We start from the raw sequence: 13511 nt of genomic DNA on the forward strand, positions 1-13511 counted from the left end.
GTGTCAAGGGCTGTCTGAGCATGGTGGAGGGTGCCGGTAACGAGGCAGCGGGGCTCCGGTAGAACGGCTTGTCGACCAAGACCAGCCATCTACGAGGGAGCCCCGCTGTCGGAGCATTCTGTCATCACTCGGGTGATCACGGTGGCGAAGGGCGTGTTCGCGCCAGGTCATCTCGGGGAACTCACCCGGATCGTGCCGTTCGAGATGGTTGACGCCGTGCTCGCCGAGACCGGACGCACGCAGCAGCGGGTCCGGCTGTTGCCAGCCCGGGTGGTGGTGTATCTGCTGCTGGCCGCCGGGTTGTTCGCCGAGGTGGGCTACCTGGGGGTGTGGGACAAACTCGTCGCCGGCCTGCACGGGATGGGGTTGACCCGCCCGTCGGCGACCGGGTTGTGGCATGCCCGGGTCCGCGTTGGTGTCGCACCACTGCGGGCGTTGTTCGATCTGCTGCGTGGTCCGGCCGCTTCGATCCGCACGGTCGGGGTGTGGTGGTGCGGCCTGTTGGTGACCGCGATCGACGGCACCGTGTTCGACGTGCCGGACTCACCGGGTCACACCGTGCGTTTGGGTAAGAACCGCAGCCAGCACGGCACCGCCGGGTACCCGCAGGTCCGCCTGGTGGCCCTGGTCGCCTGCGGCACGAGGGCAGTCATCGACGCGGTGTTCGGTCCCCGAACTGACGGGGAGACCACCCACGCGGCACGGCTGCTGCGCAGCCTGCACCCGCGGATGATCGTGTTGCTCGACCGGGGCTTCGACAGCAACACGTTCCTGGGCGCGGTGGCCGGGACCGGCGCGCAGTTCCTGGTCCGGTTGAACGGCAACCGGAAGCCCCCGGTACTCGCCCGGCACCACGACGGCTCGTACACCTCGGTCATCGGCGGGGTGCGGGTCCGGATCATCGCGTGTGAGATCACCGTCTCCACGACCGCCGGGACCCGGACCGGTGTCTACCGGCTGGCGACCACTCTGCTCGATCACCGCAGGTTCCCGGCGTTCGAGATCGTGAAGCTGTATCACCAAAGGTGGGAGGTCGAGTCCGCCTACCTGGAGATCAAATCGACGCTGCTCGGCCGTCGAGTGCTGCGCTCACCCATCCCGGCGCTCATCACCCAGGAGATCTACGCCCTGCTCACGATCTATCAGGTCCTGCGGATCGCGATCACCGACACCACGGACGCCGCCGGCGGCGTCGACCCCGACCGGGCCAGCTTCACCACCGCCGTGCAGACCGCCAAGGATCTGATCGTCCAGGCCGCGAACGTCATCGCCGAGACCACCATCGACCTCATCGGGACCATCGGACGTCACCTGCTCGACAACCTCATGCCCACCCGACGCCTACGCGTCAGCCCCCGCACGGTGAAACGACCCCTGTCCCGCTACGCCTACAAAAGCCTCGGCGTCGACCGCAAAAGTTACCTCGCGACCCTCAGCATCGACATCATCGCAGGCCAACCCGCCTTGACAGACCAGGGCGATCCTTAACTTCACGGTCTTGGACTAAAGGGCGGAGCACTGGCCCGCAAATCGGTAGTCGCGGCCCATCTACACCACGATCTGCTTCACCACGTCCCCGTCGAACATCTGCGCCGCGCCGGCGGTGATGCTCATCAGACCCGAGGTCACCGCGGCGAGCTTGTCCGGGTGGTCACGGGGCAGGTGCGCCGAGACCGCCACCAGCAGCCCGTCGGAGGAGACCACCGCCGCGTGCGCCACCCCGGGACCCGCTCCGCGAACGCGTTCACTCCCGCAGCCGCAGGCGCGAGCGCCGCCGGTGTGGCATCACCCGATCGCCGCGCCGGTGCGGGCGCGAGCCCGCCGCCCGAGCCGGATCGGGACTTGCCACGCTTGTCCTCCTCGGTCCCGCTCGACTCCGCCATCGACGTGGTGCCGCGATCCATCCAACCAGGCCGGTGGGCGGTGTCAACGGGCCAAGCGGTCGCATGACCAGGAAGGTCAGCCCGGCGAGGCACCGCCGGCCGCTGTCGGCACGACCGGCTCGTCCACCCGGTCGATGCCGCCGAACAGCGCCGCCTCGGTGATCCGGCCCAGCACCACCAGCGCCGCACCGGTCGCCCCGACCTCCGGGTTGTGCTGGTGGCGCACCGTACGCGGGGCCAGGGCGTCGGCGAACGCCCCACGCCACCAGGCGGACGCGGCCATCGCCCCACCGCCCAGCACCACCTCGGTCGAGTGGTCCAACCCGGACTCCAGCACGGCGAGATCGTCCGCGACCATCCGGCACAGGCCGGCCATCAGCCCGGCGAGCAGATCGACGGCGGTGGTGTCGAAGCTCAGCCCGTGCAGCTCACCGCAGCCGGCAGGCGCGAGACCGGGCGGCCGGTCACCGCCGAACCGCAGGTTGACCCGGATCCGCGGATCGTCGGTCGCCCGGAACAAAGCCGCCTCCAGCTCGGCGCCCGCGGGTAGGCGCAGCTCCCGGTTGGCCCAGGCGAACAGGTTCCCGCCGCTGGAGTACGCCGCCCCGGTCACCACGTGCTCGTGGTCGACCCGGTACCGCCACAGCTGCTGCGGCAGCGGCGGCAGCTGCACCCCGGCGGGAACCGCCTGAAGGAGGCGTACCGCGGCGGAGGTGCCGACGGTCACTGCGGCGCGGGACGGATCGACGCAGCCGGAACCGACGTTGGAGGCGGCGCCGTCGCCCACCGGCCCGGCCCAGCGGGCGTCGGCCAGCTGCGGCCAGCGCCGGGCGTACTCGCGGCGCAGCCGGCCGTGCCACCGTCGCGGCGCCAGCGCCGGCAGGTCCTCGGGGCGTACGCCGGCCAACTCGCACGCCTCGGCATCCCACTCCAGTCGGCGCAGGTCGAGCAGCCCCGCGCCCGAGGCCATCGACACCGACATCGGCGCCTCGTCGAGCAACGCACCGAACACGTACTCGGCCAGCCCGACGAAACGGCAGATCCGCGCACCGGCCCGCTCCCGCAGCCAGGGCAGCCGAACCGTCCAGTAGCAGCGGTGCCACCACGTACCGGTGCGCTGGTGGAACGCGTCGGGATCGGCCGGCCCGGGCGCCCCGGCCAGCGGCTCCGGCCGGGTGTCGAGCCAGGTCAGGACCGGGCCGAGCGGTTCCCCGTCGCCGCCGAGCGGCAGCACCGAGTGCCACTGCGCCGAGGTGGCGACCAACTCGACGTCGCGCAGGTGGCCCCCGGCGGCCAGCTCGTCCAGGCACTCCACCAGACAGGCGAGGTAGCCGGGGCCGTCCAGGGTGCCGGTGCCGTCCTCGCCGGTGACCGGGTGAACCTTGCGCCGGGCCAGCGCGCCGGGACGCGGGGCGGCGTCCACGTCCAGCACGAGTCCCCGTACCGACGAGGTACCCAGGTCCAGCGCGAGAATGGCCATCGCCGTCAACCTACCCGCCGGGAGTGGCGCCCAAGCCAAGATCCGCGCCGGTCGGATCCGCGGTGCACGACGATCAGGTTCCCCGCGGCCACACGATCGCGTACAGTGATCGACATGCCCGCGCAACTGTCCTCCTGGTGGCCCGCCGACCCGGCGGCCCACCCCCGCGCGTAGCTTCCCCACGCGGCCGCCCGACGAGGCGGCCGCCGGTCTCTCCCCGGCACCCCGGTCGCCCCACCGGCGGCCACCGGCCACCGAGGAGAACCGATGACCAGCCCGCACGACCCGCTCGCCGCCGTCGCCGCCGGCGTCGACCCCGGCCCGTTCGCGCTCATCCGCCGCGAAGGCGCCGACCACCTCGACCTGCTCACCGGCCCCGTACGCACCGCCGGGCGGCTCGCCGACATTCCCCTGCCCGAGGACGGCCCCGGACCGCGCACCCTGGCCCTGGTCCCGTACCGGCAGATCACCGAACGCGGGTTCGCCTGCGTCGACGACGGCACGCCGCTGGAATGCCTGCTGGTCGAGGAACACCAGCGCATACCCCTCGCCGAGGTGATGGCCGCGCTGCCCGACACGCCCGTGGTCACCCGGGACGCCGGATTCGACATCACCGACACCGAGTACGCGGCCACCGTCGAGCGGGTCCTCGCCGAGGAAATCGGCCGTGGCGAGGGCGCGAACTTCGTCATCCACCGCACCCTGCGGGCCACCGTGCAGGGCGACCCCCTGACCGCGGCCCTGTCCGCGCTGCGCCGGCTGCTGCAGCGGGAACGAGGCGCGTACTGGACGTTCGTCGTGCACACCGGCACCCGGATCCTGGTCGGCGCCAGCCCGGAACGGCACGTCAGCGTCGACGACGGACTGGTCATGATGAACCCGATCAGCGGCACCTTCCGGCACACCGGCGCGACACCCGACCGCGACGCCCTGCTGCGCTTCCTCCACGACCCGAAGGAGGTCGAGGAGCTGTACATGGTGCTCGACGAGGAGCTGAAAATGATGGCCACCGTCGCCGAACACGGCGGCCAGGTCGTCGGCCCCTACCTCAAGGAGATGGCACACCTGGCGCACACCGAGTACCTGCTCGCCGGCCGGGGCACCCGCGACGTACGGGAAGTGCTGCGGGAGACCATGTTCGCCCCCACCGTCACCGGCAGCCCCATGGAGAACGCGTGCCGGGTGATCGCCCGCCACGAACGCACCGGCCGCCGCTACTACGCCGGGGTGCTCGCCCTGCTCGGCCGCGACGCCGCGGGCCGGCAGACCCTCGACGCGCCGATCCTGATCCGCACCGCCGAACTGTCCCCCACCGGCGAGCTGCGGGTCCCGGTCGGAGCGACCCTGGTCCGGCACTCCACCACCGCCGGCGAGGTGGCCGAGACGCACGCCAAGGCGGCCGGGGTACTCGCCGCGCTCGGCCTCGGCCCGGACGCGCCGCAGCCAGGCCCCGGCCCCATCGTCCGGCTCGCCGACGATCCCCTGGTACGCGCCGCGCTCGCCGCCCGCAACACGCCGCTGGCCCGGTTCTGGCTGGACCAACGTGCCCCCGGGACCGCCATGCTGCCCGGGCTGACCGGCCGCCGAGCGCTGATCGTCGACGGCGAGGACACCTTCACCGGAATGCTCGCCCACCAACTCAGCGCCCTCGGCCTCGAGGTGACCCGCCGCGACTGGCGGCACCCGGGCCCCGTCGACCCGTACGACCTGGTCGTGGTCGGCCCGGGACCGGGCGACCCGAACGACCTGGCCGAGCCGAAGATGGCGGCGATGCGGGGACTGCTGGCCGAACTGCTGGCCGGCAGCCGACCCACCCTCGCCGTCTGCCTCGGCCACCAACTGCTCGCCGGGCTGCTCGGGCTGCCGCTGCGCCGCCGGGACGCCCCCTACCAGGGCCTGCAGCGGAACGTGCCGGTGTTCGGCGCGACCCGCCGCGTCGGCTTCTACTCCAGCTTCACCGCCCACGCCGACGCGGACCGGGCCGCCACCCCGTACGGCCCGGTCGAGCTGTCCCGGGATCCGGCCGACGGTGCGGTGCACGCGCTGCGCGGGCCGGGCTTCGCCGGCGTGCAGTTCCATCCCGAATCGGTGCTCAGCCCCGACGGCCTGGCCGTGCTCGCAGACCTGCTCGGACACCTGCTCGCCCATCCGGCGCTGACCGGGCGGCACGGACCGGCCGACCGCGGGTAGGGCTGCCATCGACCGGTGGCCCGGACGGGGTCGAAAAGCGCCGCCCGGCCACCGGTCACCACCTGCCGGCTCAGCCGGCCAGGCCCCGCTTCAACGCGGCCCCCATCTGCACCGCCCGCTTCGCGGTCAGCGCGGTGGCCGCCAGGGCCAGATGGTCCGGGGCGATCTCCCCGTTGTTGCTGGTGTGCGAGGCGCCGTACGGGTTGCCGGCGACGAACTGACTGGGGTCGGTGTAGCCGGGAGTCACCACGACGCCGCCCCAGTGGTAGACGACCGTGAACAACGACAGCAACGTCGCCTCCTGACCGCCGTGCGAGGTGGCCGTCGAGGTGAACGCACTGTAGACCTTGTTGGCCAGCGCACCCTGGGCCCACAGCGGGCCGGTGGTGTCGATGAACTGCTTGAGCTGCGCGGCGATCAACCCGTACCGGGTGGGGGAACCGAAAATCACCACATCGGCCCAGGTCAGGTCGTCGGGCTGCGCCTCCGGCACGTTCTGTGTCTCCAGGCGGTGCGCCTCCCAACCCGAGTTCGAGCGGATCGCCTCGTCGGGCGCCAGCTCCCGCACCTTGCGCAGGCGTACCTCCGCCCCGGCCTCCCCGGCGGCCTCGCACGCCGCCTGCGCCATCTGATAGGTGATGCCGGTCGCGCTGTAGTAGATCACCGCGACGTTGACCTGGCCAGCCATCAGACATTTCCCCCTCGGTGACGGGATCGGCTCCGACGACTACCCTTCGCTCGCCTCGGCAAACCGCGCACCCCTGATCAAACGGTTGCCGGAGCTCAAAATTCGCGCAATTTCCCCGCCGAACCGTCGGCCGCCAGCCCAGACACCAGGGATCCTGGACGCACCGGGTCCAGGCAGACCACCGCCCGACACCAGGACCTGAACGGGGGATCGCGCTCCGCCGGCAACGCGGCTGGCGCAGCGCGATCAGGACTTCTGCTCCTGCTCCCCCTATTCGTCCGATTTCCCCGGCATGCCGCCCGCCCCGTGCGGGGATCCTCTCCTTGACCCGTGAGAGGAAGGACGAACCATGCGACTGACCGAACAGCAGACCCGCTCGCTGTACGGGCAGGACGTCCAGGACCGCTCGGGCGCGAAAATCGGCAGCGTGGGCCAGGTCTGGGCCGACGCCGCCGGCGAGCCCACCTGGGTCAGCGTGCGGACCGACATCCCGGGCCGCCACCAGTCGATGGCCCCACTGCACACCGCACAGTTGCAGGAAGGCCGGGTGAGGGTGCCGTACGACAAGTCCACGGTGCGCAGCGCCCCCGCCGTGGAAAGCGGCACCGACCAGCCGCTGGGCGTGGACCAACTCACCCAGCTCTACCGGCACTACCAGTTGCCTGTACGAAGCGCCGCCCTGCAACCGGAACCGTCACCGCAGCGGGCGGCGAACCCACCGGAGATGATCCGCTCCGAGGAACGGCTGCGGGTCGGCACCGAACGCGAGCCGGTCGCCACGGCACGACTACGCAAACGGGTAGTCACCGAGAACGTCCACACCACCGTGCCGGTCCAGCACGACGAGGTGACCGTCGTCCGCGAACCGATCACCGCCGCGAACCGCGGCGACGTACGGCCCCACATCGGCGAGGACGAGCGCGAACTGGTGCTGCACGCCGAGCACCCGGTGGCGGCCAAGGAACGGGTCCCGGTCGAGCGGGTCCGCTTGACCAGCCACGAAGTCGTCGAACAGCGCCCGGTCCACGCACAGGTCCAGCGGGAGGTGGTCGACGCGGACGTACCGGAGCAGGCACGCCGCACCGACTGACCGAAACACCCCGGGCGGGCGGGCATAGACCGCCCGCCCGCAGCCGTCAGATCATGAACAAGAAGCTTCGTGCGGGCCGGGATGCTCACTCTCAGCCGAAACGAGCGCTTCGGCCGCCTCCCACATCCCACGGGTCATCTCGTACTCAACCTCACCCGAGTCCGTGCCCGGCAGCGGGTCATCCCAGGACGGGAAGAACGTACGCACGTACCGCATGCCGACGGCCTCCATCACGCCTCGAGACCCGGCATTCACGGCCATGGTCTGCGCGATCACCCGGCTCTGCCCCACGGTGTCGAAGGCATGCCGCAGCAAGGCGCGGGACGCCTCGCTGGCCAGCCCCTTCCGCCAGTGCCGACGAACGAGGCGGTAACCCAGTTCTGCGACGGTTGGGTCGTCAGGCTGGTCGGGGCCGTTCGCCGGCGGAAGCATCATCAGCCCGATGAAATCGCCCTCGTCCTCACGCTCCGGCGGCATCGAGCCACGCCTGCCCCCATCAGATCCAAACGCCATCCAGAAGCCCAAGCCGTCTACCTTGCCCGCCAAGGCCATCCGCTGCGCATGGGACGCGAGCACTTCGTCCCTGGACCGGGCCCGCCCGCTGATGTAGCGAAGCACCTCCGGATCGGAATCGAGTTCGACCTCCAGTTCGAGGTGCCGGTCCGCGAGTGGAACCAACAGTAGGCGGGCAGTACGTAGAACTGGTTGCGGCATTCGGCAACACTCACACAAGTACGTCAGCGGCGCGATTTGATTTTCCGGCGGTCACCCGGATCCATCTGCCATGACGCAGGGGGCCTGCTGGGCCGTAGCAGGCGAACCCTCAGCTGAGACCGCGGTGAGCGGCCCACAGCGCGCCGGCGCGGCTGGCAGCGTTGTCGACCAGCGCCAACAGCTCGGGCCTGTCGGGCACGGGGAACGAGACGTACGTGCCGCGGCCCCCGCCGGTCGGCCGGCCGTAGGCCTTCGCCGCGAGACGCCCGTCGGGGAGGAGCCGGACGTTGAGTGTCGTCAGTGTGAACTCCTCACCGCGCCGCGTGTCGGTCCACCGCAGCCCCTCAGGAATCGTGACGTTGATCGCCAGGGCGCTCACCTCGAGGGCGGTGTCACTGCTCATGGACGCATGCTCTCACGAGAGCCGATCCCCGCTCATCGCTCAGCCGTCGAGTTGATCGCCAGCTCGCCGATGGAGTCGGCGGGACCTGCGCCTCTGCCGTAGGCCGGGCGTTGCGATCCCGCGTTCTTCACGCTGGTGGTATCACGGTGACGCCGGGCCATCGTGTTCGAGGTTGATGACGCTCAAGCCGGGCAAGAGACCGGGCGATGGTGACGCGTCGGGGATTGCGCCGCCAGACGCCGTTGAGAAGATCGCCGATGCCCAGCGGGGCGCAGATCTCGACAGCATCGTCCAGGTCGAGGCGCACCACCACCGCGGTAGCGGTCTCCGGCCACGTGTCGACGGCATCCTGGATCGATGTCAGCGGTTCGACTGCGCCGCCGCCGAACTTGCCCGGGTACCAGATGTGCACCGCGGCCTGGTTCTTCGCTTCCCACGGCACTCCCGGAAGGCGTGCCCGAAGCTGTTCGGTCACCTGATCGTCGTTGCCGCGGCTCAGATCATGGGGGTCGAAGAACGCCACGTCGACGTCCCGGACGCGGGCAGGTGAGAAGCCGGACCCGTACCGCTCGCCCCAGACGAGGTCGCGCAGAACCCCAGCGCCTACCCACGCGTCGGCGAGGGACTCGGCACGTACTGCCTCCAACACGCGCACGAACCACGCGCTCGACCGGATCAGATCGACCAACGCCGTGCGGTCGTTCGGGTGCTCTTCGTTCCCGGCGGCGAGCCGTGGGGACGTGGTCACGGGCGACGCCAGATGGCTTCCCACTGGGCCCATTGGCCGATGCCCGGTGGGACTCGTTCGGTCCGGTGCACCCGCAGCGCAAGCACGGGCATCCAGCCCTTGAAGAGGGTGTCCAGCTCTGCCCGGCTGAAGAAGTGGATCGTCAACCCGTTCTTCGGCCCTGCGGTGTAGCGGACCGAGAAGCCCTCGTCCGGATTACGCTCGACGATCTCATGCGCCGGCCACACGTCGGTTCCGACAGCGTTGACGCGCACGCACAGCAGCCCACCGGCCTCGACCCGCTCCTGCGCCATCCGAACGTGCTCATGTGTCTCACGCCGGTCACCGTGCTGGAACACCTGGATCCCGACCACGAGCGGCCACCGACGGCCGGGCGGCAACGCTTCGAGGTCCCCATGAACCAGATGACTCGCCCGGTCCGGCCGGGCGTGCGCGAGCTGGCGGATGGCCTCATCCGAAACGTCCAGGCCCAGAAGGTCCAGACCGCCGTCAAGTAGCGGAAGCAGGTTCCTGCCGTTGCCGCAGCCGATGTAGAGACCCGTGGAGATGTTCTCGCGACTGACAGCCCGCAGAATGTCGTCGACGAAACCAACAGGTGGTTCATCGGTATAGCGGCCGTGCCGGTATTCCTCGTTCCACGCCTCGGCGGTGCTTCTCGCGACGCTCATCGCGCGTCACTCTGGCATACCCCCTGCCCCCACGCGGTCCCTCCTTTGCATGTGGGACTTCCCGGGAGGCCGGACCGGCGGTAACCGATACCTGGTGCTCGGTCTCGGCGCGGGGCAGGACGCCGACCTCGCGGTGCCGCCTGACCGGGACGACCTGATCGCGTACGGGCCGCTGCTGTCCGACGACGGCGCCACCTGGTTGGGCACGGCGGCACTTGTCCGGGCACCGGACCCGGACAAGGCGCGCGCCGTGCTGACCCCGGACCGGTACGCCGACATCGAGGTGCACAACTGGCGGTTTGGCGGGCGGCCGTCCTGACCCTCGCCGCTGGCGAACCCGAGTTCACAGCCCTTGACGCCGTAGCTCGATGGCGCTGACTGCCGTAGCCCCGATCCGAGGCCACGGCAGCCAGCCCAACTGGTCCCGATCTTGATCAGGAAGGATGTCATAGGGCCCGCCTATGCTGGCGATCTACCGACCAACGGGAGGCAGGGTTGCCGGTACGGCTCACCGGTGCTGAGGCGCTGGCACTGCGGATGGCCAGCTTGCTGCTGCGCCCACACCCGCACGCCCGCCCCGACAGAGTGGCCGGCGTGATCGAGTGGTTCGGCGCCATGCAGGCCCAGGACGCGGCGAGCGGCCTCTGGTCGCTCGGCGTACGCCTGCCGGGGCGCACCCAGGCCGACGTGCAGGCGGCGCTGGAGCGGCGGGAAGCGTTGCGGACCTGGCCCATGCGCGGCACCGTTCACCTGGTGCCCTCCCGGGACGCCCACTGGATGCTGGCGGTGACCGGCGTACGCACCTTGGCCGGCGCCGCCACCCGCCGCGCCCAGCTCGGCCTCACCGAGGCCGACGCCGACCGTGCCGCCGACGTGCTCGGCGGCGCCCTGGCCGGCGGCGGCCGGCTCACCCGCGCCCAGTGCCTGGCCACCCTCGACGCCGCCGGCATCGACACCGGCGGGCAGCGCGGCTATCACCTGCTCTGGTACGCCGCCCAGCGCGGCGTCACCTGCATCGCCCCCCACGTCGGCACAGAGCAGACGTTCGCCCTGCTCGACGAGTGGGTGCCTGACCCGCACCGCCCCGACCGCGACGAGGCGCTCGGCCTGCTCGCCCTGCGGTATGTGCGCAGCCACGGCCCGGTCACCCGGCACGACCTCGCTCGCTGGACGGGCCTGACCATCACCGACGCCAAGCGAGGCATCGCGGTGGCCGGCGACGCCCTCGCCACGGTCGAGGTCGACGGCACCGAGGCCCTGCTCGACGCCGCCCTGCTCGACGCGCCCCGCGAGCCGGTCGACGACGTGCACACGCTGCCCGGCTTCGACGAATACCTGCTCGGCTTCAAGGACCGCACGCTGATGCTCGATCCGGCGCACGCCGCGGCCGTCGTCCCCGGCGGCAACGGCGTGTTCCAGTCGACGGTGGTCCGCAGCGGCCGGGTGGTCGGCACGTGGAAGCGGACCATCGGCAAGACGGCCGTCACGGTGACCGTGCGTCCGCTGACACCGTTCGATGACGCGCTGCGGTCCCGCGTCGACTCGGCCCTGGCCGACTACGCCCGCTACCTTGGTCTGCCGCTGGTACGCCCAGACTGATATCTCTTCTCGGTACCTGACTAAAGTCAGGTATATGGACTCGAAGCTCATTGCCACAGTGCGGCGGTTCAACCGGACGGTCACCCAGCGGGTGGGCGCGCTCGACGACGAGTACATGGCCCGCGGACGGCCTCTCGCGCAGGCACGTCTGCTGTGGGAGATCGGCCCCGGCGGCGCCGAGGTCGCGGCGCTACGGGCCCGGCTCGGGATGGACTCGGGGTACCTGAGCCGGCTACTACGCGCCCTCGAAGGCGACGGGCTCGTCACCGTCGGCCCGGCCGATCAGATCGGCGGCGACGGACGGGTGCGAGTCGCCGCGCTCACCGCAGCCGGGCGGGCCGAGTGGGCCGAACTCGACAAGCGCTCCAACGAACTTGCCTGGTCGATCCTCAAACCGCTCACCGAGCAACGCCGCGAACGGCTCGCCGCGGCGATGGCCGAGGTCGAACGGCTGCTCATCTCGTCGATGGTCGTCATCGAGCCGTGCCCACCGGGCGATCCGCGGGCCCGGGCGTGCGTGCGGGCCTACGCTCGTGACATCACGCGACGGTTCGATGACGGATTCGACCCGGCACTGAGCAACCCGGTCCGCGACGAGGAACTCGTCCCGCCCGCCGGTGTGTTCCTGCTCGCCACCCTCAACTCCGAGCCCGTCGCCTGCGGTGCGGTCAAGCTCCACCGCGACGCGCCCGCCGAGATCAAACGTGTCTGGGTGGCGGACACCGTGCGCGGGCTCGGGATCGGGCGGCGGATGCTGAGCGAGCTGGAACGATACGCCGCCGAGCGGGGCTGGGCCGCCGTCCGGCTGGACACCAATCGCAATCTCACCGAGGCGATCGCGATGTACCGCTCGGCCGGCTACCACGAAATCGAGCCCTACAACACCGAGCAGTACGCCCACCACTGGTTCGAGAAACACCTCGCACCGTGACGCGCTGCACCATATGGCTGGTCAGGCACAGTCAAATCGCCCGGTCGACGTAGCCGCCGAGGACGTCGACGGCGAGGCCGCGCAGCGCCGACGATGACGAATGGCTGTCGCCTCATCGGGTACGCCGGCTGGAGTGCGCAATGGGTCAAGCCAGACGAGCCCAGCGCCCTGCCGCCGCGGAGCCGCCCGCCTCACGGTCGGCGCGGGATCGCCATGGCCAAACGCGAGACGGGAGGCGTGCGATGAAGGACAGAATTCTGCGAGGGCTGAAGAGGAAGGCGAACTCGATCATGGTGCGCCGCAGGCGCAAGGATTCCATCATCAGCAGGCCAGCCCGCTCCAGAAGGCCCGGCAGGCTCTTTCAATAGGGGATCGCCAGGAATCCTGGCCGCTCTGTTCAGGGCCGGGGGGAATGGCGATAGTTAGGGCCTGTCCGGCCGATGATGCCGGACAGGCCCGTGGTCCCGAGGAGCTCAGCGCTTGAGCGTGAAGGTGAAGTCGCCGGAGAGCTTGCCGCTCAGCCGGACTCCCGAAACGAGCTTCCCCTCCGTGATCAGTCTCTCGACCTCGGCCCGCGAAAGACCGCAACCTTCAGCGATCAGTCGCACCGGCCGGACAGGGATCCGCGCCGCAAAGCGGACCGAGACGTCGATCACCTCGTGGTCCAGGTGATCCGAACCGCCGGTGTCGAGGCGCCAGGCGTTGCCCCAGTCGAGGGCGATGCGATTACGGCGCTGCACGACCGGATCCTGGAGCAGCTCAGCTGTCAGGCCAGAGTCGTTGTGATGCAGCCGGTCCAGCAGCTCAGGTCGTACGGAGCGCACATTCATCCGCTCCAGGACGGTGAGCTTTGCAGTTTCCCCGCAACCGGTACAGAGCGCGAGGAGCCAGGCGTCGATGAGCTTGTGGTTTGCGTTGACGCGAAATTTACCGCTTGCCTGGAAACGCTCGGACGCGCACGCGTGGCAACGACGGCGTACCAGCGGCAGGCAGATGGGCACGACCACCCAGTTTTTGAGCACAGAAGTACACCGGTTTCAGTGAGAAGTCCGCAGCAAAAAGGAGCGCGGCGCAGATGCGCGACGCGCGACAAATCAGCGCTCGGGAGGTCTCACAG

Annotated in this window: 14 protein-coding genes; 6 read left to right on the forward strand and 8 right to left on the reverse strand. The window is 70.5% G+C overall.

Annotated features, from left to right (window positions below):
- The first annotated feature begins 132 nt into the window (after window positions 1–132).
- The gene (locus ACNAW0_RS28510; RefSeq protein WP_416291121.1) at window positions 133–1488 is read left to right on the forward strand and encodes an IS4 family transposase; all 1356 of its coding nucleotides are present in this window, start codon (window positions 133–135) and stop codon (window positions 1486–1488) included.
- 60 nt (window positions 1489–1548) lie between these two features.
- Here ACNAW0_RS28510 and ACNAW0_RS28515 read toward each other — a convergent pair whose 3' ends face one another.
- The gene (locus ACNAW0_RS28515) at window positions 1549–1719 is read right to left on the reverse strand and encodes a roadblock/LC7 domain-containing protein (protein WP_416291122.1); all 171 of its coding nucleotides are present in this window, start codon (window positions 1717–1719) and stop codon (window positions 1549–1551) included.
- Between the two features lie 240 nt (window positions 1720–1959).
- Window positions 1960–3363, reverse strand: coding sequence for an FGGY family carbohydrate kinase (locus ACNAW0_RS28520; RefSeq protein WP_416291123.1), 1404 nt, complete (start codon window positions 3361–3363; stop codon window positions 1960–1962).
- Window positions 3364–3630: 267 nt separating this feature from the next.
- Here ACNAW0_RS28520 and ACNAW0_RS28525 point away from each other — a divergent pair, with 267 nt between their 5' ends.
- A complete protein-coding gene (locus tag ACNAW0_RS28525; protein ID WP_416291124.1) occupies window positions 3631–5553 on the forward strand; it encodes a chorismate-binding protein in 1923 nt (640 codons plus the stop codon).
- A gap of 70 nt (window positions 5554–5623) precedes the next feature.
- On the opposite strand, the gene wrbA is transcribed toward ACNAW0_RS28525, so the two are convergent.
- Window positions 5624–6241, reverse strand: coding sequence for an NAD(P)H:quinone oxidoreductase (wrbA, locus tag ACNAW0_RS28530; protein WP_416291125.1), 618 nt, complete (start codon window positions 6239–6241; stop codon window positions 5624–5626).
- A gap of 349 nt (window positions 6242–6590) precedes the next feature.
- On the opposite strand from wrbA, the gene ACNAW0_RS28535 reads away from it, so the two are divergent.
- On the forward strand, window positions 6591–7331 hold the full coding sequence (locus ACNAW0_RS28535) for a YsnF/AvaK domain-containing protein (RefSeq protein ID WP_416291126.1): 741 nt from the start codon (window positions 6591–6593) through the stop codon (window positions 7329–7331).
- A gap of 51 nt (window positions 7332–7382) precedes the next feature.
- Here the strand turns inward: ACNAW0_RS28535 and ACNAW0_RS28540 are convergent, their stop codons facing one another.
- The 4 genes from ACNAW0_RS28540 to ACNAW0_RS28555 all read right to left on the reverse strand — a co-directional run bounded on the left by ACNAW0_RS28540 (window position 7383) and on the right by ACNAW0_RS28555 (window position 9864).
- Entirely contained in the window at window positions 7383–8045 is a 663-nt protein-coding gene (locus tag ACNAW0_RS28540) for a GNAT family N-acetyltransferase (RefSeq protein WP_416291127.1), read from the reverse strand.
- 109 nt (window positions 8046–8154) lie between these two features.
- Window positions 8155–8448 (reverse strand): hypothetical protein, encoded by a 294-nt coding sequence (locus tag ACNAW0_RS28545; protein ID WP_416291128.1) that lies wholly within the window; start codon window positions 8446–8448, stop codon window positions 8155–8157.
- A 127-nt stretch (window positions 8449–8575) separates the two neighbouring features.
- The gene (locus ACNAW0_RS28550; protein WP_416291129.1) at window positions 8576–9136 is read right to left on the reverse strand and encodes a nucleotidyltransferase family protein; all 561 of its coding nucleotides are present in this window, start codon (window positions 9134–9136) and stop codon (window positions 8576–8578) included.
- Window positions 9137–9192: 56 nt separating this feature from the next.
- Entirely contained in the window at window positions 9193–9864 is a 672-nt protein-coding gene (locus ACNAW0_RS28555; protein WP_416291130.1) for a methyltransferase, read from the reverse strand.
- A 49-nt stretch (window positions 9865–9913) separates the two neighbouring features.
- On the opposite strand from ACNAW0_RS28555, the gene ACNAW0_RS28560 reads away from it, so the two are divergent.
- The 3 genes from ACNAW0_RS28560 (at window position 9914) to ACNAW0_RS28570 (ending at window position 12394) form a co-directional block, all read left to right on the forward strand.
- Window positions 9914–10183 carry a hypothetical protein gene (locus ACNAW0_RS28560; RefSeq protein ID WP_416291131.1) on the forward strand — a complete coding sequence of 90 codons (270 nt, stop codon included), beginning with the start codon at window positions 9914–9916 and terminating at the stop codon, window positions 10181–10183.
- Between the two features lie 176 nt (window positions 10184–10359).
- Window positions 10360–11463, forward strand: coding sequence for a winged helix DNA-binding domain-containing protein (locus tag ACNAW0_RS28565; protein WP_416291132.1), 1104 nt, complete (start codon window positions 10360–10362; stop codon window positions 11461–11463).
- A 34-nt stretch (window positions 11464–11497) separates the two neighbouring features.
- The gene (locus ACNAW0_RS28570; protein ID WP_416291133.1) at window positions 11498–12394 is read left to right on the forward strand and encodes a GNAT family N-acetyltransferase; all 897 of its coding nucleotides are present in this window, start codon (window positions 11498–11500) and stop codon (window positions 12392–12394) included.
- Window positions 12395–12867: 473 nt separating this feature from the next.
- Here the strand turns inward: ACNAW0_RS28570 and ACNAW0_RS28575 are convergent, their stop codons facing one another.
- Window positions 12868–13416: a DUF1062 domain-containing protein gene (locus ACNAW0_RS28575; protein WP_416291134.1), complete on the reverse strand. Its 549-nt coding sequence runs from the start codon at window positions 13414–13416 to the stop codon at window positions 12868–12870.
- Window positions 13417–13511: the final 95 nt, after the last annotated feature.

Source organism: Micromonospora sp. SL1-18 (assembly GCF_047921505.1).
Lineage (GTDB): Bacteria > Actinomycetota > Actinomycetes > Mycobacteriales > Micromonosporaceae > Micromonospora.